This window comes from Pseudomonas sp. JL23 (assembly GCF_056933585.1).
The window spans coordinates 4,257,481-4,277,413 of the sequence record NZ_CM167795.1; the positions used below are offsets into that span (position 1 = coordinate 4,257,481).

General features: G+C 57.0%; 17 protein-coding genes. 6 read left to right on the top strand and 11 right to left on the bottom strand.

Annotated features, from left to right (window positions below; translation table 11 throughout):
* Window positions 1–48: 48 nt before the first annotated feature.
* The gene (locus AC1Z24_RS19745; RefSeq protein WP_483742310.1) at window positions 49–735 is read right to left on the bottom strand and encodes a spermidine synthase; all 687 of its coding nucleotides are present in this window, start codon (window positions 733–735) and stop codon (window positions 49–51) included.
* 496 nt (window positions 736–1,231) lie between these two features.
* Complete coding sequence (locus AC1Z24_RS19750; protein WP_483742311.1) at window positions 1,232–1,882, bottom strand: hypothetical protein; 651 nt, start codon at window positions 1,880–1,882, stop codon at window positions 1,232–1,234.
* Between the two features lie 201 nt (window positions 1,883–2,083).
* On the opposite strand from AC1Z24_RS19750, the gene AC1Z24_RS19755 reads away from it, so the two are divergent.
* The gene (locus AC1Z24_RS19755; RefSeq protein ID WP_483742312.1) at window positions 2,084–2,527 is read left to right on the top strand and encodes a hemerythrin domain-containing protein; all 444 of its coding nucleotides are present in this window, start codon (window positions 2,084–2,086) and stop codon (window positions 2,525–2,527) included.
* Window positions 2,528–2,539: 12 nt separating this feature from the next.
* On the opposite strand, the gene AC1Z24_RS19760 is transcribed toward AC1Z24_RS19755, so the two are convergent.
* The 3 genes from AC1Z24_RS19760 to AC1Z24_RS19770 form a co-directional block, all read right to left on the bottom strand.
* Window positions 2,540–2,992: a hypothetical protein gene (locus AC1Z24_RS19760; RefSeq protein WP_483742313.1), complete on the bottom strand. Its 453-nt coding sequence runs from the start codon at window positions 2,990–2,992 to the stop codon at window positions 2,540–2,542.
* Between the two features lie 133 nt (window positions 2,993–3,125).
* The gene (locus AC1Z24_RS19765) at window positions 3,126–3,560 is read right to left on the bottom strand and encodes a DUF1810 domain-containing protein (RefSeq protein WP_483742314.1); all 435 of its coding nucleotides are present in this window, start codon (window positions 3,558–3,560) and stop codon (window positions 3,126–3,128) included.
* A 273-nt stretch (window positions 3,561–3,833) separates the two neighbouring features.
* On the bottom strand, window positions 3,834–4,748 hold the full coding sequence (locus AC1Z24_RS19770) for a LysR family transcriptional regulator (protein WP_483742315.1): 915 nt from the start codon (window positions 4,746–4,748) through the stop codon (window positions 3,834–3,836).
* Between the two features lie 159 nt (window positions 4,749–4,907).
* Between AC1Z24_RS19770 and AC1Z24_RS19775 the strand changes: the two genes are divergently transcribed.
* Window positions 4,908–5,918, top strand: a complete 1,011-nt coding sequence (locus AC1Z24_RS19775; RefSeq protein WP_483742316.1) for a zinc-dependent alcohol dehydrogenase family protein — start codon at window positions 4,908–4,910, stop codon at window positions 5,916–5,918.
* 568 nt (window positions 5,919–6,486) lie between these two features.
* Here the strand turns inward: AC1Z24_RS19775 and AC1Z24_RS19780 are convergent.
* The 4 genes from AC1Z24_RS19780 to AC1Z24_RS19795 all read right to left on the bottom strand — a co-directional run bounded on the left by AC1Z24_RS19780 (window position 6,487) and on the right by AC1Z24_RS19795 (window position 12,346).
* A complete protein-coding gene (locus AC1Z24_RS19780) occupies window positions 6,487–7,236 on the bottom strand; it encodes a transporter substrate-binding domain-containing protein (RefSeq protein ID WP_483742317.1) in 750 nt (249 codons plus the stop codon).
* A gap of 15 nt (window positions 7,237–7,251) precedes the next feature.
* Window positions 7,252–8,481, bottom strand: coding sequence for a lactonase family protein (locus AC1Z24_RS19785; protein ID WP_483742318.1), 1,230 nt, complete (start codon window positions 8,479–8,481; stop codon window positions 7,252–7,254).
* Window positions 8,482–8,559: 78 nt separating this feature from the next.
* On the bottom strand, window positions 8,560–9,708 hold the full coding sequence (gene prpF, locus AC1Z24_RS19790) for a 2-methylaconitate cis-trans isomerase PrpF (RefSeq protein ID WP_483742319.1): 1,149 nt from the start codon (window positions 9,706–9,708) through the stop codon (window positions 8,560–8,562).
* A gap of 31 nt (window positions 9,709–9,739) precedes the next feature.
* A complete protein-coding gene (locus tag AC1Z24_RS19795) occupies window positions 9,740–12,346 on the bottom strand; it encodes an aconitate hydratase (protein ID WP_483742320.1) in 2,607 nt (868 codons plus the stop codon).
* A 347-nt stretch (window positions 12,347–12,693) separates the two neighbouring features.
* On the opposite strand from AC1Z24_RS19795, the gene AC1Z24_RS19800 reads away from it, so the two are divergent.
* From AC1Z24_RS19800 to AC1Z24_RS19810, 3 genes are all read left to right on the top strand, one after another.
* Window positions 12,694–14,010, top strand: a complete 1,317-nt coding sequence (locus AC1Z24_RS19800) for a CitMHS family transporter (RefSeq protein WP_483742321.1) — start codon at window positions 12,694–12,696, stop codon at window positions 14,008–14,010.
* A 119-nt stretch (window positions 14,011–14,129) separates the two neighbouring features.
* Complete coding sequence (locus AC1Z24_RS19805) at window positions 14,130–15,017, top strand: GntR family transcriptional regulator (RefSeq protein WP_259107670.1); 888 nt, start codon at window positions 14,130–14,132, stop codon at window positions 15,015–15,017.
* A 321-nt stretch (window positions 15,018–15,338) separates the two neighbouring features.
* A complete protein-coding gene (locus AC1Z24_RS19810; RefSeq protein ID WP_483742322.1) occupies window positions 15,339–16,577 on the top strand; it encodes an MFS transporter in 1,239 nt (412 codons plus the stop codon).
* A gap of 311 nt (window positions 16,578–16,888) precedes the next feature.
* On the opposite strand, the gene AC1Z24_RS19815 is transcribed toward AC1Z24_RS19810, so the two are convergent.
* Together AC1Z24_RS19815 and AC1Z24_RS19820 are read right to left on the bottom strand one after the other, a co-directional pair.
* Window positions 16,889–17,674, bottom strand: coding sequence for a 2-keto-4-pentenoate hydratase (locus AC1Z24_RS19815; RefSeq protein ID WP_483742323.1), 786 nt, complete (start codon window positions 17,672–17,674; stop codon window positions 16,889–16,891).
* Between the two features lie 133 nt (window positions 17,675–17,807).
* Window positions 17,808–18,725, bottom strand: coding sequence for an NAD(P)-dependent oxidoreductase (locus tag AC1Z24_RS19820; RefSeq protein WP_483742324.1), 918 nt, complete (start codon window positions 18,723–18,725; stop codon window positions 17,808–17,810).
* A gap of 135 nt (window positions 18,726–18,860) precedes the next feature.
* Here AC1Z24_RS19820 and AC1Z24_RS19825 point away from each other — a divergent pair, with 135 nt between their 5' ends.
* The gene (locus AC1Z24_RS19825) at window positions 18,861–19,763 is read left to right on the top strand and encodes a LysR family transcriptional regulator (RefSeq protein WP_483742325.1); all 903 of its coding nucleotides are present in this window, start codon (window positions 18,861–18,863) and stop codon (window positions 19,761–19,763) included.
* The last annotated feature ends 170 nt before the right edge of the window (window positions 19,764–19,933 follow it).

The window sequence follows — 19,933 nt, forward strand, 5'->3', positions numbered from 1 at the left end:
GAAGGACGAGCATGGACCTCATAGGCAACAAGTTCGGACGCTAAAGGCTTAGCCCTTAAGCTTTTCGGCAATCCAGATGGTGTGCCGGGTGCCTTTGTTGCCGTGGGCAAACACCTGCACTTCTTCAGCCTTGAAGCCGGCCCTCTTCAATTTGTCGGAAAACAGCCGATCCGCGCTGGCCGACCACACGGCAAGCACGCCTTTGGGCCGCAGGGCCTTGGCGCAGGCGCTCAGGCCAACGGCGGAATACAGCCAGCTGTTGGCTTTTTGGGTGAGACCTTCGGGGCCGTTGTCGACGTCGAGCATGATCGCGTCAAAGCCTTGCGGTTCGGCTTGCAGCACTTTGGCGACATCTTCCATGCGGATCACCGTGCGAGGGTCGAGCAACGGGCGCCCGGCCTTCTCTCCCAGCGGTCCTCGATTCCACTCGACCACCCCCGGCACCAACTCGGCGACCACGACCTCGGCGGTCGCGCCCAAATGTTTGAGCGCCGATCCCAAGGTGAAGCCCATGCCCAGCCCGCCGACCAAGACCCTGGAATTGGGCCGGCTGGCCACCTTGCGGCAAGGGATCTCGGCCAGGGCATCTTCGGAACCGTGCATGCGAGTGTTCATCAACTGCCCGCCATCACCACCCAGGATCTTGATCACGAAGTCTTCGCCGTACTCGAACAGGCATAGGGCTGCGTCGCTTTCGGGAATCGGGGTTGTGTCGAGCAGAACGAAACGTTTCATAAGGAGGTCATCGAGAAAGTAATAAAGCTATTGAGTGGGGCAATCTGGCGCGGATTAGAGTAGCCGTGAGCCCACAAGCAAGGGCAACGGAGCAATTGATGAAGGGCACCATTCTAACGGTCATTGTGTTGGGCGCGCTCTCGATAAGTGGATCGGCTTTGCGTTTGCGCATGCCTGGCATGACTGCTCCGGCCAGCATCTGCCGGATGCCAGGGGATGCATTGGGTCTACTCGCGACCATCGCGCCCGGCGACGCGCGCCCCAATACAGCCGATAGACACCCTGCTGAAATCGACCAAACGCAGCCCTTGGTCCCACGATTGCTGCGGCAAAAGCTCCGCATGTCGCTAAACGGCATGACAAATCCATATTGGCAACGCCACAGACAAAATCGGAGTCGACAGTGATAAGGGCAGTAAAACCCTCGAAGCGCAATGACGCCCTACCTGCTCGCCTTATATCCGTCGAACAGTCAAGCAGGCCTCAATCTGACTATTTACCTGCGAAATCTCCACCACGCCACAGCGTTGTAGAGCATAAAGAGGCCTCCCAAAACACCGAGTGGCCATATCACCAACACCTGCGCGTACATTCCGAAGAACAATAATTCGAACCGCCAGTCGCTTGCACTTTTGGCATGGGCATCCAACATCAGGTGCGCGTTGATCTGGCTATACGCGGGGTCGGGGGAAACCACTTGAGCCTGAAAGCGGTAGTGGCCGGTAGGTTGCGGGTAATGAATCATGCCCAGTCCATGATCGACGAAATCACTGGCCCATCCCTCAACCTTGCCCGTGTGCGCATCGCCCTGGTCTATCACCACGCCATCAGGCGTAAGCAGCTTCCACTGCACAGTAACAGGCGGCAGGACAGGAGCCTTATCGAAGGCCGCCAGTGTGTTCAGCGTTTGTCGGTTCAGGTCCGTGAAACGGATAATGAGTTGGTTATAGTCTGGCGCCCGAATCTCCACTGACTCATCGATGGTTTGTGCTTGAGACAGCGTGATAGGCACATCAAGCGGATAGGTGGTGATCCAGTCACGCCATAGCGAAAAGGCCGATGACAGGACGGCCATGCCAACGGTAAACAGGGTCCAGCGAAGGCCGCGCCGCTTGAACTTCTGCGCCTGAATGGAATTGATGGGCATGGTCGCGTTGTTTTGTGAATGAGTGCGCTTTTTCTCATTAATTTGCCGCACAGCACAAGCCGCTGTGAACGATTTGCAAGAACGATCAAATCTCTAATCGCACCCTTCCAAGGGATTGAAAGGCCGAGCCATCGAGAGCATGAACCCCTGGCGTTCGCCTGTGTCTATCTGACACTACCTCACGCTCAATCGAGACTTATCATGAATATTTTTGAAGCACTGCGAGAAAGCCACGATCGTCAGCGCGGCTATGCCGATGCGCTGACGGTGACCCATGGTGACAACATCGAACGTAAAGAGGCTTACGAACGGTTGAAAGCCGAGCTACAGGCTCATGAAACTGCAGAGGAACGCTGTTTTTACATACCACTCATGGCCCATGACAACGGTATTGACCTGAGCCGGCATGCCATTTCAGAACATCATGAAATGGACGAAATGATGGAGACACTTGATGAGACCGACATGTCTAGCCCTGCCTGGTTAGTGACGGCCAAAAAGCTCACGCACAAGGTGCATCATCATTTAAAGGAAGAAGAACAGAAGTTCTTCCAGGCAGCAGGCAAGCTGCTCGATGAAAGCCAAAAAACAGCCTTGGCTAAACAATACCTGGCTGAGTATCGGGAGCAGATCGCCCCCACCTGATGCCATAAATAATCAGCCAAAAGAAGGCATTGGGCCCAAAGAGTGCAGGATCCATGCAACCGTTGCCACGCCTGCACTGACCGCGACTAGCAATCCGATAAATAGCCACTTAACGACTTTGGGAAACGACGACGGCTGATAGGTCGCTACGCTGACCTGCGTCAAAGGTGCAGCCCCCTCTGCGCTGCCCGGGCCAGGCACGTCATCATCAAGGAGGATAACGCTGCCTGGTTCCAGATACTTCACTTTCGTGCCGTCCTGGGGCAGCCCAACACGAGCCAGAATGCCCGATGGCGTGTTCTTGTCGAACTCGACGAAATGGCTGACGAGCTCGCCTTCGTCAGTAAACTCTTCCTGCTCCAATACGACCCACTCGTCCAGTTCCTCCGCAGTGATGCCGAGGTGATTTGCGATCGCCTGCTGGAATCGCTCTGCATGTTCGTCGCTTCGTTCACGATAGCGCATGACATCTTTCCCTGATTGTTAGCGGACGCAAAATGGCGTCCTTTTACTGACCTGTCCCCGACTTGTTGATCAGGGCTTTGGTGCAACTGAGCGCAAGTGTCCGTGGTTAAAGGGATTCTTGCTCCGCATGAATTCAGCCATTATGACCTTGAAGCAGGGCAACTGTTCGGCCATCTGCCGCTCCCGAATAAAATTGATCAAGCGCCTGCTGATACGGCGTGGAGTTTGGACTGACTGCCAGAAACAGCGTCAGGCATGAGCGCAGCTTCATATCATCCGGCGATCCGAGTATCTGCGTGGCACTCTTTTCAGGATGGCTTAGCAGGATTTTGACGCACTCCTCAAGCCGTGGCCCCAGCACATCGTGCTGTAAATACGCTCGCGCCTCAGCCAGCCCCGAGATGGCAAAGCGCTTGGCCATTTCGCTATGCCCGAGCCCGCGCAGCTGCGCAAACACAAACCACATCCAGTGACTCGCTTTGCGCCCAGCGCTCAACTCATCCAGTACTCGGCTGAAAACCGGGGTTTGGGCTTCGACGAAACGGCCCAAATCGACAATATCGTTCACGACTCGCCCCTACGATTTCAGGAAGTAACGGGTGACAGTGCCATCGGTGTAAAACGTCAGCTCGCAATAGCTGGCCGCCGACAATTTCACAAAGACTACTCCCTCTTCTTGATGGGTAAAAATTTGCGGACATGCCAACTTTGAGTGTATTGCATGTGAACCGCTCGGCTGCCGAGGGCGGATATTGCATCACGTCCAAGGCCTCTTCATTGGCCCGCTTTCGGCCAGGAGCAGCCCTTGGCAGATTCATCTTCGCGAAACAGGATTACCTGCCTATTCCTCTAGCCACCGTCCATATAGTCGGGGAAATTGCTCGCGCACCCAACCGACAAACACGTCGACCTGCGGCGCCAGGTGCGAGCGGCTTGGGTACAGCACTGAGACAGGCCTTGGATGCGGCCGATAGGGCCGCAGTACCTCAACCAACGCCCCGTTCGCAAGAAAGCGATCCAGCGTAATCCCAGGCGCTTGAAGAATGCCAAAGCCTGCGACACCGCACTCTACATAGGCGTTGGACTCGTTGACGGTGATGCCCTGGCTACAGATATGTGATTGCTCGCGTTTATCTTCCATGAATTGCCAGGCCTGCGGGCGCTGGTTGTGTCCCGACAGAAACGTCACGCCACGGTGCGCGTTCAAGTCCTCGAGGTTTTTGGGCTCGCCATGTTCCGCCAGGTATCGCGGCGCCGCGCAGGTGACCATGGTCGCCAGTCCAATGCGACGGGCCACGAGGCTCGAACTGGGTAATTCGCCGATCCGCAATGCACAGTCCACGCCCTCGGCAACCAGATCGACAGTCCGATCGGTGATCCCGAGGGCCAGCTCGATTGCAGGAAAGAGAGTGGTAAACGTACGCAGGCTTTCGATGAGACCAGGTTCGGAAAACGCCGTCGGAATGTCGACCCGCAGTCGACCACGGAGGGTTGAACGTGGACACGCAAACATTGCCGTCGCACTCGCAACTTCGCCAAGAATCGATTTGATGCGCTCGTAGAACTGCTCTCCTTCCGAGGTCAGTCGGACCGTGCGGGTGGTGCGCTGAAACAGCCGCACCCCAAGCGATGTTTCTAGCTCCTGTATTGCTCGCGTGACTTGCGGACGACCGATCTGCATCGCGTCGGCCGCGCGGGTGAAGCTGCCAAGTTCGGCCAACCGGGCGAACAGCTGCATGGACTGGAGCAGTTCCATAACGTCTTCTCACTTGTGCTTTTTGTTGCCGATCAGGCGCAAGCTCACACTTTGATTGTTATCTCCAGAAATAACAATCCTGTGCCGGGTCGGGCATTTATCGAGCAGACACGCTTGATAATAATGTCGCCAACAGCTCACCCCATTGGAGAAATACCCATGAAAGCATGGCTTCTGAACGACTTTGGTCTCGATAATCTGGCCCTCGGCGAAACGGCGACGCCTGAACCCAAAGCTGGCGAGCTACTGGTGAAAGTAGGTGCGGTCTCGTTGAATTTTCGCGATAAGGCCATCGTCGATGGCTTCTACGAACCCCATTTGGTACCCAAACCACTGATCCCGGTCAGCGATGCGTCAGGCACGGTCGTCGCCGTGGGTGAAGGTGTAAGCCGGTTCAAGGTGGGCGACCGCGTCAACTCGCATCTGTACTCGCGCTGGATCGATGGCGAGCCAGGCCCGGACGAACCCGCCTACTGCTTCGGAATGCCCCTGCCCGGTGGCCTGGCCGAGTACATGATCGTTCACGAGGAAAGCGCCGTGCGCGCGCCGGACAACATGTCCGACGAAGAAGCTTCGACGCTCCCGATTGCAGCACTCACGGCATGGTTCTCGCTGGTTGATTACGGTCAGATACAGCCGGGCCAGAGCGTACTGGTGCAAGGCACCGGCGGCGTATCGATTTTCGCGGTGCAACTGGCAACCGCACTTGGCGCCAGGGTGATCGTGACGTCCAGCAGCGACGCCAACCTCGAGGCAGTGAAGAAGCTCGGCGCAGTGGCCGGCGTCAACTATCGGACCTGTCCGCGCTGGGAAGAGCAAGTGCTGAAACTCACCAACGGCAAGGGCGTCGACCTGCTGCTGGATGTGGCCGGTGGCGAGGGCTTGAACCAGTCGATTCTGGCGACCAAGGCCGCTGGCAAGATCGCGCAGATCGGCTTCCTCACCGGGCAGGCCACGACGCTGAGCCTGATGCCGTTGATCTTCCGCCAGACCACCATCCGAGGCATCGCCGTGGCACCTCGCTCAGCGTTTGATCGCATGAATGCATTCCTGAACCAACACGAGATCCGTCCGGTGATCGACCAGACCTATACGTTCGAGGATGCCCACAAAGCGTTCGAGCATCTGGCAAGGGGAGCCTTCGGCAAGGTGGTCATCAAGGTTTCCTGATTCTGCACGTAAAGCCAGAGTGGCGGTCGTCGTGCGACTGCTGGCTGTGGGAGTCATGCAGCGATTGTGCAATAGAGGCAGGGATTGGTCATGCCAAACACGACCAGCTATCAGGACATAGACTACCGACCACCAATTCTGGCCGGCAGCTATCGGTCAGAATTGGTGGTCGGTAAGTATTTTTCTTCAGTGACTGCTTAGGCTCTGTAAGAAAAGTGCCTGCGCTCGGTGATGCTGCGTTAAAAACAGGCTCGGACGACTGAAAGGAGAACGTCCGAAGGACGGCCCGAAGGGGCCGCGTAGCGGATAATGCTCATTTACAGCCAGTAGACTCCGCTTCCTCGCCTGTTTTTGCCTTGCCTGACCTTCGCTCGGCGACTTTTCGTACAGACCCTAGGACTGGCTGCTGCGGTATAGACGCTTCACCAACTTTCTTCAATGGCTTGGGTTGTGGGCTTCAAAGGTTGGAGCGTCTTCAAGACATTGTTCAGTCGCCGTGCTTTCTTCTTCGGGTCGGCATTCTACCGACAGGTTCGCAGTTCAACGCGCTCGATAAAAAGTTTCAGGGTCATGGACGGTGAACCGAAGAAGGCAACGCAACCCGAGCTTCCTGTTCGCCGCTTTCGCTGAGCGCCTTGGCGACAAATCCGCTGCGAAGGCACTGATCGATGAATTGCTGCAGATGCTGCGCCGCAACCGCTCTCCCTTTCGGAACAGCCATGGCTTGCCGGATCTCAGTGAAGTTGTCCTGGAGTACTCTGACGCCTGGGGCCGTTCTCGCAAAACGCTCCAGCGGTTGGCGAACGCCTGCCGCAGCTTCCAACCCCAACGCCATAAAGGTATCGACTGCGCCAGCGGAGGTAGGAGCCCTGATGAGCTCGGCATTCTTCAATGTTCGCGACAAGTACAGGTCATAGGCCGCACCCTTGCCCACCGCAATTCTGCAGCCGTCGGTATCCATAGCAGAAGCGCGTTGGAACTTGCTCTGGGTTTTTACCAGGTAGGTTCCATCGATACAGACGTACGGATGCGTGAAGCAAATTTTCTCAGCCCTGACCGGCTCAATGGCAAGAAACGCGAGATCCCAACCCTGCTCTTCGAGTGCAACGAAAACTTTGCCGGCAGCGTCATATGGCGTCAGGGAGATGGCAATCTCGAGTTCGTCAGCGAGCGCGTATGCCAATGCAACCGACACACCCGAGAGAACCCCGGTATTTTCATCACGCTGTGCCAGGACTGGATTACCGAGATTGATCGCAACCCGCAGCTCTCCATGGGGAGCCAAGTCCTTTCGTACAGCAGCAAGATCAAATTCCACAGCCACTCGCTCCTTTCAGTTGACGGTTTTAAAAATCATGCACACCGGGCTGCCGGTCTTGATGACCTGACCGTTGGAAGTGAGCGCCCCCGAGTTCTGGTCAACGTCGAAACTCACAATGGTGTCGGTTTCTTCGTTGGCAACAAAAAGGCGCGAGCCATCTGGGGTCAGGTTCATGAAGCGAGGTTTGCGACCTTGCGACGACGTATGCCCTTTGGCGGTAAACGCACCGCCTTGTTCGAGCGAGAAGGTCGCCACAGTGTCGTGGCCTCGGTTCGACACATAGAGGTACTTTCCGGAAGGCGCAATCACGATTGCCGCTGCACGGCTGTTACCCGTGAAATTAGACGGCAATGTGGAGACAATTTCCTGTGGAGTCAGGGCGCCCTGCTCAGGATCATAGCCATAGCCCGTAACGCTGCTATCGAGTTCGTTCACTACATAGACGTTTTTGCCGTTCGGCGTGAATACGACATGGCGCGGGCCAGACCCTTCGCGAGCCTTGATCATGCTGACTTGTGTAGCTTCGTACCTGGCGTTGTTTTGCTGTACACGATAAACAAAGACGCCATCCAGACCTTTGTCAGGGACGACGACAAACCGTCCAGAAGGATCAAATGGAATCATGTGCGGGTGGGAGCTGCTTTGCTCAACTTTATGAGGCCCGGGTTCTCCAGGCAGTGACTCCAGATGCGCCAGCTCGCCCAGTCTTCCGTCTTCTTGAATTGGAAAAACTGCAAAGCTGCCCGTGGCGTAGTTGGCAACGGCTAAAAATGTGTTGGTCGGATCAACACTAAGGTGAACAGGGTTCTTACCTTGGGTACCGACTGTATTGAGCTTGGTCAGCTCACCGGTTTTGGCATCAATGGCGAAAGAGCTCACCTCGCTTAGATCACCATGCACACAATACAGATGGGTCTGTGAGTGATCGAAGGTCAGAAACGACGGATTCATCAGATCATTGAGCGTTTGAATCAGCGTGCAAGCGCCAGTTTCAGGCACATAACGGTACACAGTAATACCGACGCCACGGGCGTTGCGCTCTTTGCTCGTGCGTGATCCAACGTAAGCAAACCGAGGTGTCTGCGATGGTGTGTTATTCGTCATTTTGCTTTCATCACCGGTAGAAGCGGCATGTGCCGGGAGGGTGAGGCCACCAGCCAATACACCCCCTGCAGCCGCGGCAGAGAGCTGTATGAAATGACGGCGGAGCATCGCGTGACGCGTAAATCCGGATGAATTCATGGTGTGAATCTCTGTTGTTTTTATTATCGAGCATGGCTGTCGTCACGCCGAACCAGCTTCGGCATGACGACGGTTCCATCAGATCGCTTCAGGAATGCGAACCCAGCCTTCCATCAAGCGACGGGCACTGCGGCTCATCACTGCTTTCTCGACTGTCCAGGCACCCTCTTCCAGAACTGTCTTGGCTCCCACTGCAACGCTACCTGCGGTGTGGCCCATACGAACCTGACGATCGCCGATGTCGCCAACGATACGGTTTACCAGCGTGCCATCGAGCGCTGCCGCGACGGCAACAGCGACCGCACCAGTACCCGTGATCGCGTGATGTAGCTTGCCCATCGACAAGATCCTGGCGATCACGTCGATATCACCGGGCTCGACGAACTTGCCACCTGCGGCCTGATAAGCCTGAGGTTTGGCCACGAAGCACAGCTTGGGCGTGTGAGGACGCAGACGGGTTGCCTCTTCGGCACTCGCTGCCAGCCCCATGGCGACGGTGCAGTGAGCGCGGATCGTTTCGCAGCGGGCGAGCAGCTCAGCATCGCCGTTGACTTGATCCTGCGTTTCGGTGCCTGTCAGGCTTACCGTCTCAGCATCAATGAAGATGGTCGGGTTCCCGGCGTTCAACAACGTGACGGGTAGCTTGCCAACGCCTGGAATATCCAGCTCGTCGATGGCGTTCCCGGTAGGAAGAATGCTGCCGTCCGAGCCGCCTGGATTGAGAAACTCCAGCACGACTTCAGCAGCAGGAAACGCAACACCGTCGAGCACGAACTCACCTTCTTCCTGAACCTCGCCGTTGCGCATGGGGACGTACGCAATGATGCGTTTCTGGATATTGGCCTGCCAGATACGGACGACGGCGATGCCATCACGAGGAGCATCCACCAGGCCTTCAGCGATCGCGTAAGGCCCCACAGCCGAGCTCAGGTTGCCGCAGTTACCCGACCAGTCAATAACCGGCGTCTCGATGGCCGGAGCCCCGAACAGGTAATCCACGTCGCAATCTTCACGGCTGGACTTGCCGATAATCACGACTTTGCTGGTACTGGAGGTCGCCCCGCCCATACCGTCGATCTGCTTGCCGTAGACATCCGGGCTGCCGATTACGCGGAGCAGGATGGCATCTCGCTCTGCGCCGGCAGACGGCAGATCCTTATCGAGAAAGAACACGCCCTTGCTGGAGCCGCCACGCATGTAAACGGCTGGAATACGTCTTTGAGTCATTTGATATCTCCTGCGACAAATCGACGCTGCATCAGTTGGCGGATGCGTTTTTCATGCTTTCGATCAGCAGCTGGGGCAGCAGGCCGCCGCTGCGGAAGTAGCGAACGTCTTCGAAGGTATCCAGGCGACTCACCACCGTGACTCGTTCGGATTCACCATTTTCACGCTCAATCACCAGATTGACTTTGGCGCCTGGCTGGAAGTCGTCGCCAATGCCCTCGACGCTGAACATTTCGCGCCCGTTCAACCCAAGGCTTTGGCGCGATACACCTTCCTCAAACTGCAGGGGAAGAATGCCCAGGCCAGCCAGGTTGGTACGATGGATACGCTCGAAGCTTTCCGCGACCACGACACGGACGCCCAGCAGGCGTGGTCCCTTGGCTGCCCAGTCGCGGGAGGAACCGCTGCCGTATTCCTTACCGGCAACGACGATCAGCGACTGCTTGCGATCCGCGTAGAGCTCAGCGGCCTGGAAGATCGTGGTGACTTCTTTCTCGGGCAACAGCAGAGTCCATGGGCCTTCGCGACCATCTTCGAGCAGCTCGTTCTTCAGACGTGGGCTGGCGAAGGTCGCACGCTGTGCCGCCTCGTGGTTACCACGACGAGTGCCGTAGGAGTTGAACTCAGAAACAGCGATACCGTGGGACTGCAGATATTGACCCGCATCACTTTCAGGCAGGATCGCACCCGATGGGGAGATATGGTCGGTGGTGATGTTGTCCGAGAGCATGGCCAGCACGCGCATGTTGCTGAGATCTTTGCGGGTATCAGTAGCCGTGACCACGTCGCTCCAGTACGGAGGCTTACGGATGTAGGTGCTGCTGGCCTGCCAGGCATATTGGTCGCTGACGCCTGCACGCAAGTCGCTGGCAATCAAACCGGCTTCACGAGGGACATCTTCGTAGGCCTTGTCGAACAGATCTGCGGTGAGATTGTCGGCTTCGATTCGAGTCAGCTCTTCGTCACTTGGCCACAGCTCATGCAGATAAACGGCTACACCATTTTCATCCAGGCCCAGAGCATCTTTCTCCGGATCGATCAGGTAGGTGCCAGCAATTGCGTAGGCAACGATCAGTGGCGGCGACATGATGAATACTTCGCGAGCCAATGGGTGAACCCGACCTTCGAAGTTACGGTTACCCGAGGTCGCAGCCACGGTTTCCAGCTTGCGGGTGCGGATATCTTCTTCGATCTCAGGGCTGAGCAGTGGCCCGGACATACCGTTACAGGTGGTGCAGCCGTAGCCGACCAGGTTGAAGCCCAAGGCGTCGAGATCTTCGTTGAGCCCGGAACGCTCAAGGTAATCAGAGACAACCATCGAGCCAGGCGCAAAGGACGTCTTGACCCAAGGAGCACGCTTCAAGCCACGTTTGCGTGCGTTTCGCGCAACCAGGCCGGCGGCGATCACACCCCGTGGGTTGGAGGTGTTGGTGCAACTGGTGATAGCAGCTAGCACTATCGAGCCGTTGTCCAAGCCAACCGGGAGATTGGTGGCGGGTGCTTTTTGACCCAATACAATTCGTTGATGGGGTTGCTTAGGCCCGGCAATCGAGCGGGCCACAGAGCTGAGATCCAGCGTTACGACGCGGTTGTATTCAGCTTCACCAAGGCTGTCATGCCACAAGCCTTGAGCCCGGGCATACGCCTCCGTCAGGCCGGAAATCTGGCCACCACGCCCAGTCATGCGCAGGTAGTGCAGAGTACGATCATCAATCGCGAACATCGCTGCAGTGGCGCCGAACTCAGGCGCCATGTTGGACAACGTGCCACGGTCGGCCAGCGACAGTTGTGGCACGCCTGGGCCGAAGAATTCCAGAAACGAACCGATCACGCCCGCCTTGCGCAACTGCTCGGTCAGAGCCAGCGCAATATCGGTTGCCAGGTAGCCCTGCGGCAGCGTGCCTTCCAGACGCACACCGACAATCTCCGGCAGGCGCAGCATCAACGATTTACCCAGCATTGCCGCTTCAGCTTCGATACCCCCCACACCCCAGCCCAGTACGCCAATGGCATTGATCATGGTGGTGTGGCTATCGGTACCGACCAACGTATCCGGGAATGCCCATAGCTCGCCGTCACGGCGCTGAGTACCCACAACCGTTGTAAGGCGTTCCAGGTTGATCTGGTGAAGGATGCCTTTGCCCGAAGGAATGATCGACAGGTTGCTGAATGCTTTGTTGCACCAGTCCAGGAACTGGAAACGTTCGGCGTTGCGCTCACGCTCAATGGCTTCGTTATCGGCGAGCGCACTGGCATCGCCCCAACGCTCAACGTTGAGTGAGTGGTCCACTACCAGGTGAGTCGGGGTGACCGGGTTGACCAAGCGTGGGTTGCCACCTTTCTCGGCAACAGCATCGCGCAGCCCGGCGAGATCAACCAACGCAGGCGTACCCAGCAGATCCTGCAGGACGACACGGGCTGGCCGGAAAGGAATATCGAACTCTTTGGAGCGGGCGCAGATGACTTTGAGCGCGGCTTCAGGGTCAGCCTCCCCCCGCAAAACGTTCTCGGCGAGGATTCGCAAGCTATAGGGAAGCTTTGCGTAATTACCGCCCAGATCAGTCACGACCCCACGAATGTCGCTGACACGGTACTCGATTCCGTTTGCGCAAACGGTTTGACCCTTTGACTCAGGCATTGGCTAATCCTCACAGGCTATACAGGCAATGTTTTTGTGAGGGCGATATTGAACTTTGTAATGATATAGGTCAATGTTGATTCATCCGATTCGTTCAACCAATGCGATCGGACGTACCCAACCCTTGAGTTCTACTGTGCACAGTCGCGACAGCGGCACGGCGCCAGTCAGGTACGGTAGAAAAATAAACATAAGAAAATTGAGGCCCACCATGATCCCGCTCTCGCACTCTGAATCCGTTCGACCTCCCTCCCCCCTCGAGCCTGTCTCGACCTGAATCACGCCGGCTACCTTGCAGTTGCCTGGCTGATAGCCCCCACAAATTCAAGAAAAAAGGGAGTTCGACCGTGCTGACAATCCTCGGCTTTTCGATGGTCATCTGTTTCATGTATCTGATCATGACCAAACGCCTTTCGGCGTTGGTCGCTCTGATCCTGATCCCCATCCTGTTCGCCCTGATGGGTGGGCACTACGCCGGTTTGGGCGGGATGATGCTCGACGGCGTGAAAACGCTGGCCCCAACCGGCGTCATGCTGACCTTCTCGATCCTGTACTTCGGGATCATGATTGACGCAGGGCTTTTCGATGGGCTGGTGCGCTTCATTCTGAAGCTCGTGAAAGGCGACCCGTTGAAGGTTCTGGTCGGCACAGCCGTACTGACTATGCTGGTGTCGCTGGACGGTGACAGCTCAACGACCTACATGATTGCGTGTGCAGCCTTTCTGCCGCTGTATCAGCGCCTGGGTATGAGCGTTCTGGGTATGACGTGCCTGGTCAACATCGCCAGCGGCATCATGAACATCTCTCCATGGGGCGGCCCTACCGCACGCGCAGCGGCTGCTCTGCATGTTGATGCCATGGACATCTTCGTACCGATGATCCCTGGAATGCTGATCGGTGCTGCCTGCCTGGTGTTTACCGCCGTGATCCTGGGGCGAAAGGAACGCGCGCGTCTTGGCATCATTCACCTGGACGATTTCCACAACGGATCGATGGCACTCGGGAACGGTTCTGCTGAAGAGTGTGACGGTAACCGCCGTCCGCAGATGTTCTGGCCGAACCTGATCCTGACGCTGGCCTTGATCACTTGCTTGATCCTCGGCGCTATGCCGATCCAGATACTGTTCATGGTCGGCTTTGCCATCGCGATCATGCTCAACTATCCAAAAATCGAGGATCAGAAAGCCCGAATTGCGGCTCATGCAGCCAACGTACTGGCGGTAACGGCAGTCATCTTCGCTGCAGGTATCTTCACTGGAATCCTGTCGGGCACCGGCATGGTGGACTCAATGGCCAAGAGCCTGCTGTACGTGATTCCACCGAGCTTCGGGCCATTCCTTGCAGTTTTCACCGCTGTAGTCAGCCTGCCGTTTACTTTTTTCATGTCGAACGACGCGTTTTACTTCGGCATCCTGCCGGTGATAGCTCAAACCGCGGCGCAGTACGGCATTACGCCATTGGAGATCGCGCGCGCGTCCGTCGTTGGCCAACCGGTACACCTGTTGAGCCCCCTCGTGCCCTCGCTCTATCTGCTGGTTGCCCTGGCCAAGGTCGACCTGGGCGATCACCAGCGATTCGCGCTGAAATGGGCCATTCTCGCAAGCTTCGGATTGTTCGTGGGGGGCGTACTGTTCGGCGCTTTCCCGTTCTATCAGGTTCGCTAAGCAGGTATTGCGTGCTCAAAACACATCGGCGGGGATCAGCAAAATGGTCTCTGCCGCTGCATATAATGACGCGCTAGAATGGCAGGCCTCTGGTTCAGCTCTTTCTGGTTCCCGATCCAATGCCTCTAAGCCCACTGCAAGCACGCATTGCGCGTGACATCGTCTCCCACGTACGTCGTGAACGCTTCGCTATTGGTCATCACCTGGTCGAGTCTCAGCTGGCTACGACGCTCAATGTGTCGCGCACGCCGGTCAAGTTCGCCATGGGACATCTGGTCGAAAAAGGCATGTTGACCTACGACCGCAACAGAGGCTTCTTCCTGGCCCGCGCGAGCGATGATCTGGGTGATCTCGTCTCTGAGGTCATGGAGAACAGCGACGATCCTCTCTACCTGAAATTTGCCGAGCTGCGCCTCAGCAGACAGCTTCCGGAGCTGTTTACCGAGATCGAGTTCATGCGTCAGTTCGACGTCTCCAGAGCAGCTCTGCGAGCCGTACTCTCGCGGATCCAGCAAGAAGGCTGGGTTGAACAGCGCGCGGGTCAAGGGTGGCGCCTGTTACCGATGATCGACTCTGTTGAAGCATACGAAGAAAGCTATTCGTTCCGCGCCACCATTGAGCCCTCCGGTCTTCTGTCACCCACATTCCAGATTGATCGCGAGACCCTGGCGGCCTGTCGTCGGCAGCAGGAGTTCATTGCCAATGGCGGGTATCTGACCATGACGCCGCAGGAACTGTTCGAGGCCAACTCCCGGTTCCATGAGACGCTGGCGGCGTGCTCAGGCAACCGCTTCCTGCAGCAGACCGTACGTCGCCTCGACCAACTGCGCCGTCTCGTTGAATACCGACAGGCGAGCGCGCGTACACCCCGTAAAGGCCAGGCTGAAGAACACCTGGCGATTCTAGAGTGCCTGGAGCGAGGAGACCGATTGGCAGCCGCTGATCAAATGCGCCGCCATCTGGAACAGGCCAGACGGCACAAAGTCGACCCCGCGCTCTTCGAATAACCCCTCACGACCTTCCCCTGAAGCCGCCACGCGATCTGTGCAGATCGCGTGCGCCATTTCCTGCCTGTCGATCCGGTACCGACGCTCAAGTTAGTCGTCGGCTTCACATGCTTTCCAGAAAACACAGATTGACTTATATCGTCACAAAGCTCATTTTTGATCCACAACACAAAACCGAGCTCTGGCATCTGTGTCCGCCTGAACACCCCCAACCGCCAGCGACTCGATAAAGCACACCACAATCAAAATAATGGTGAACACATGTCATACCGTAGAGGCTGGATAGCCGTCTTCCTATTCTCCCTGGCCATGATCAACTACATGGATCGCATCGCGCTTTCCATTGCCGCCAAACCCATCGCAGAAGAGTTCCACCTCACGTCGGTCGGAATGGGCTATCTGTTTTCATCGTTCATCTGGAGCTACGCGCTCTTTCTCATTCCGGTGGGGCTGCTGATCGACAAGTACGGCGTCAAACGGGTCGGTGGCCTGGGGATATTCATCTGGTCTCTGGCCACAGCGCTTACAGGCGCTGCTTCCAGCTTCGCCAGCTTACTGACCGCACGGTTAGTCATGGGCGCCGGCGAATCGGTCAGCAACCCGGTGGGTGCCAAGGCTATCCGCGAGTGGATCCCAGGCACAGAGCGCGGCACGATCACTGCCATCTTCAACAGCGGCTCATATGCGGGCCCGGCGATCTGTTCAATGGTGCTCGCTGCACTGGTGGCTGCGTTCGGCTGGCGTATGTCGTTCGTGATCGCTGGCGCCATTGGTTTTGTTTGGCTGGCGGCGTGGTATTTCTTCTACGACAAACCTGAGCAGGTGAAGTGGCTGGCGAAAGAGGAGCGCGAACACATCGTTGCCACTCGTACCACCCACTCGACCGGTAGCACTGCTACGACGGCCCATGGCCTTAAAAAACTGTTGAAGACGCCAACGCTCTGGGGCTTGGCCATCGCTCAAGGCTGCAACGTTTACACCCAGTATTTGTTCCTGACATGGCTGCCAAGTTACCTGCAGGAAGTACGACACCTGACCATCGCCAAGAGCGGTCTGTTCACCGCCATTCCTTACGCAGCCGCCGTGGTGCTGTGCATCGTGATCGGCATGCTGAGCGACCAATATCTGAAGAATGGCAGCGGTGCTGCCTCGGGTAAACGTCGCAACGTCATCGCGCTGACCATGCTGGTTGCAAGCTGCATCCTGCTGATTCCCTTCGCTGACGATATCGCAGTGCTGGTGCTGATTTTCTCTCTGACTCTGGCAGGTATCGCGTCGACCACATCGCTCAACTTCTCGCTGCTCAACGACCTGCTTCCAAGCTCGGGGGACGTGGGCCGCGCCATGGCCTTTGTGGTGGTGGGCGGTAACATCTTCGGCATGCTGGCGCCGATTGTGACGGGGTACGTCATCACTGCCACAGGAAGCTATAACTGGGCGTTTGCCATCGCAGGTGCATTACTCGTCACTGGCGCTGTCGTGATCCTGAGCATGACCAGGAGGCCGATGATTCCGGTGGAGCAGTTGGCCTTAGAATCCATGGTGCCGCATATCGCGTAAGTATTGCGCGACCTTGTTCCATCAAAGGGGAGCTGGCAGTCGGCAGTGCCGACCGGCACCAATGCCAGGCGGATCCGGTTAGAGATCGGTAGCTAGTGCAGCTCAGCCGCAGGGGCCGTTATACCTATACAAGGCTTTTCGACGGGCAGTTCATTAAGAGCGGCGAGCGAAGGCTTTTGACGAATCTGAGAGAGAGAAAACTCTCGTTGGCTCGATACGGGTCACAGCGCGTGAACCCACCGGCAATTGTTGTCCGGCAGATACCGCGCTTTAGTTTCAGATCCGTCGTGCATTCACCCCAGAGGCAAAATTCAAATGGAGAAGGTCAAGGTCTTGCCGAAATAAGTGACGGACAATGTATGACCTGTACCCTGGATATCGAACGGCGCGCACATCGCTCCCGTGGAAACAATGTCGCCCGCACGAAGTGTCACGCCACGCTCGGCGGCATGGCTGTATAGGGCAGCGAGTGAAGCCAGTGGATCGGTCGCCGCGTCACCCGACAACCCCTTGGCCTTGGGGCTGCCATTGAGGGACACAACCGCCGTGCGCGCCAGCTCAGCCAGCGCCTCCAGGTCAAGACCTTCACAAATCGACTGGCCAACCACGAGGGCTTCAAAGCCTACGTTGTCTGCTGCGAAGCTCGGCCAGCCGACGACTTTTCGGTCAACAAAACGAGAACGCACCACCTCGAAGGTTACGCAGGTGCTACGTATGTCTTGCGGATCGATCGTTCTCCCTGCCAGCGGTGGCAGGTCGCGGTCTAGCACGAACGCGATCTCGCACTCGATGGTCACCGGCGAATCAGCAGGCAGGTTCAGGTGAATTCCGCTGGCGTGGAGACGGGATCGCTGCAACTGACCAATCAGCGGCCGCGACAGATTGCCGTTGCGCATGGCAGCAGGGCTGCCGACCCCCAGCTTCCAGCCAGCGCGCGTGCCTCCTGCCGAGGTGAAAAACGCATCCTGGGCGTCATACCCCTGCTCCAGCGTTTCGGGTTTTGCCTCGACAGGAAGCGCAGTCATCAGCTCACCGCTGGCCCAGGCTCCGGCAAGGATTGACGCCGTGGCGACAGGATCAAATAGGGTGTCAGTCATGTCTATCTCCGGTATCAGGCACGTAGCCGTCCCTGGGGATCAGCGTCGCCGGTATGTTTTGCGCAAATGATGAGGTCAAAATGAATGCTCTGATGACTGAATCGGATTATCAAAAAGCAGCTGCCGCAGCCGATTACGGCGCAGGATGAGCGCGGAAGCTGACGCCCAGCAGGTGCTCATAGACCTTGATCATTGCGCCCTTGTCGCTGTCGCCATGGCCTTGCAATAACGCCGTTTGGTAAGTCGCGGTGGCGGCCGCCAGCATCGGCAGCGGAATGCACAGCCCGGTACTCAGTTGCGCACCGCTGACGAGGTCCTTGTAGGCGTGCTTCATGGGATAGCCGTTGCCGAACCGGTCGGCGAGGATATGCGGCAGGAAAAACTCCGAGGCGTAACTGCGCCCTGTCCCGCTGTTGACAATCGCAGCAACCTTTTCGGCATCAAGACCGAGCTTTACCGCCATCGGCAGAATCTCGGCGAGCGCAGCGCAGTTGATATCAAACAGCAGTTGATTGATCAGCTTGGCCAGTTGCCCTGTACCGTTGGTGCCCATATGCAGGAGCGTTGAAGCCATGGATCGCAGGTAAGGCGCAATGTCATCGAATACCTGTTCACTGCCGCCGCACATGGCCGTGAGTGTGCCCTCGACCGCGCGCGCCTCCATCCCGGAAACCGGCGCGTCCATAAAGCGGATATCCCTGACGGCCAGGCGCTCAGTCAACTCGACTGTCTGCCTGTAACCAATGGTGCTGGTGTCCACGACAGTGCTGCCGGGCCGCATCCATTGGGCGATACCCTCGGCCCCGAATAAAAAGGCCTCGACGACCTCTTCGTTCGGCAATGACAGGAAGACGATGTCGCTGCTCGCCAACGCCCGACGATCATCAGTGGGTACAGCGCCCAGCGCCTCAAGCTCTGGATAACCCCGACCACTGGGAGTGTTCACCAACAGGCCCGGGCAAACGCGCAGCAAATTGCTCGCCATGGGCCGGCCCATCTGCCCCAGACCAACGAATGCAATCTTCATATGAGGTGTGTCCTGACCGTCCATGCGCACGGAACGCCGGTGATATTTGATGGTGTGGCGCCATACTAAAAACGCTGGACAGATATGTGAAATATATTGTTATGATCATTTTCATCACAAATTGTGATGAGTTGTTACTGACCACCAGGGCGATTGCCGATGAATCTGAAAGCGTTGAAATGCTGCGTCGAGATTGCACGCCAAGGCAGTTTCACCAAGGCCGCACAGACCCTGCACATCGCTCAGCCTGCGCTGAGCATGGCGGTCACCCGGCTTGAAGAAGAGTTAGGGGTCGTACTGTTCAACCGTGCTGCCAGGCAAATCACGGTAACGGCCGAAGGGCAGTGTTTTCTCAGGCGAGTTGAAACAGCACTGCTGGAACTGGACATGGCCCGGCAGGAACTGCGTGACATGTCGCAACTGATCAGCGGCGAAATAAAGCTCGGTGTGCCGCCGATGTTCGGCATCAAATATATTCCGACGTTGCTGGGCAGCTTTCGTCAGGAATACCCAGGCATCACCATGACCGTGATTGAAGGGAGCGCCGATGAGATCGGCCGGTTGCTGGAGAATCGCGAAATCGACGTCGCCCTGCTGGAAGCTCGACGGGTCGGCAGTGCCTGGGATTCAGTCCTGTTGGGCACCGATGAAATGGTGCTGTGCATGGCACCGGATCACGCGTTGGCCGGCGAGCCTTTTCTGGAGCCACACCACCTGCAGGACGCAGAAATGGTCGTATTCGATCAATCGTTTTTGCAGCGTTTTTTATTGGACTCGTTTTGCGAAGCCGCCGGAGTCAGCTACCGCATTGCGCTGCAAAGCAACTTTGTCTCGCTGGTCACCAAGGCAACTTATGACGGCATGGGGATTTCTACACTGCTGCGCTCCGTGCAGCAAAGCGAGTCAGGTATTGTCGGGATACCGTTCAAACCCGCACAGGTGATGAGTTTTAGATTGTGCTGGAGAGCCAACGAATATCTGTCTTTAGCGAACAAAAGATTCGTTGATTTTGCGCAATCGGCCGGTTTTTTTGATAACCCGACGGCGCAGGTCATGCGGTAGGCATTCCAGGCCAGCGAGCTGAGCACAGGCTCGCTTCGGGTTGCAAACGGCCCAAGCTCTCCTGAACCACTTTGCAAAGGTGACGCCTTGCGCGATTTGAGCAAAAGGAGGCTCAAGAACAGTGGTGACCGCAACAGCTTAAGCACCTGAAAAACCCTTCAAGCAATCTA

What these genes read in the sequence shown, in the direction of transcription:
- AC1Z24_RS19750 (WP_483742311.1), bottom strand. Translation starts at nt 1,882, where the DNA reads ATGCCCATCAATTCCATTCAGGCGCAGAAGTTCAAGCGGCGCGGCCTT.
- AC1Z24_RS19770 (WP_483742315.1), bottom strand. Translation starts at nt 4,748, where the DNA reads ATGGAACTGCTCCAGTCCATGCAGCTGTTCGCCCGGTTGGCCGAACTT.
- AC1Z24_RS19760 (WP_483742313.1), bottom strand. Translation starts at nt 2,992, where the DNA reads ATGCGCTATCGTGAACGAAGCGACGAACATGCAGAGCGATTCCAGCAG.
- AC1Z24_RS19810 (WP_483742322.1), top strand. Translation starts at nt 15,339, where the DNA reads ATGGATCGCATCGCGCTTTCCATTGCCGCCAAACCCATCGCAGAAGAG.
- AC1Z24_RS19815 (WP_483742323.1), bottom strand. Translation starts at nt 17,674, where the DNA reads ATGACTGACACCCTATTTGATCCTGTCGCCACGGCGTCAATCCTTGCC.
- AC1Z24_RS19775 (WP_483742316.1), top strand. Translation starts at nt 4,908, where the DNA reads ATGAAAGCATGGCTTCTGAACGACTTTGGTCTCGATAATCTGGCCCTC.
- prpF (WP_483742319.1), bottom strand. Translation starts at nt 9,708, where the DNA reads ATGACTCAAAGACGTATTCCAGCCGTTTACATGCGTGGCGGCTCCAGC.
- AC1Z24_RS19795 (WP_483742320.1), bottom strand. Translation starts at nt 12,346, where the DNA reads ATGCCTGAGTCAAAGGGTCAAACCGTTTGCGCAAACGGAATCGAGTAC.
- AC1Z24_RS19745 (WP_483742310.1), bottom strand. Translation starts at nt 735, where the DNA reads ATGAAACGTTTCGTTCTGCTCGACACAACCCCGATTCCCGAAAGCGAC.
- AC1Z24_RS19755 (WP_483742312.1), top strand. Translation starts at nt 2,084, where the DNA reads ATGAATATTTTTGAAGCACTGCGAGAAAGCCACGATCGTCAGCGCGGC.
- AC1Z24_RS19820 (WP_483742324.1), bottom strand. Translation starts at nt 18,725, where the DNA reads ATGGACGGTCAGGACACACCTCATATGAAGATTGCATTCGTTGGTCTG.
- AC1Z24_RS19785 (WP_483742318.1), bottom strand. Translation starts at nt 8,481, where the DNA reads ATGAATTCATCCGGATTTACGCGTCACGCGATGCTCCGCCGTCATTTC.
- AC1Z24_RS19805 (WP_259107670.1), top strand. Translation starts at nt 14,130, where the DNA reads ATGCCTCTAAGCCCACTGCAAGCACGCATTGCGCGTGACATCGTCTCC.
- AC1Z24_RS19825 (WP_483742325.1), top strand. Translation starts at nt 18,861, where the DNA reads ATGAATCTGAAAGCGTTGAAATGCTGCGTCGAGATTGCACGCCAAGGC.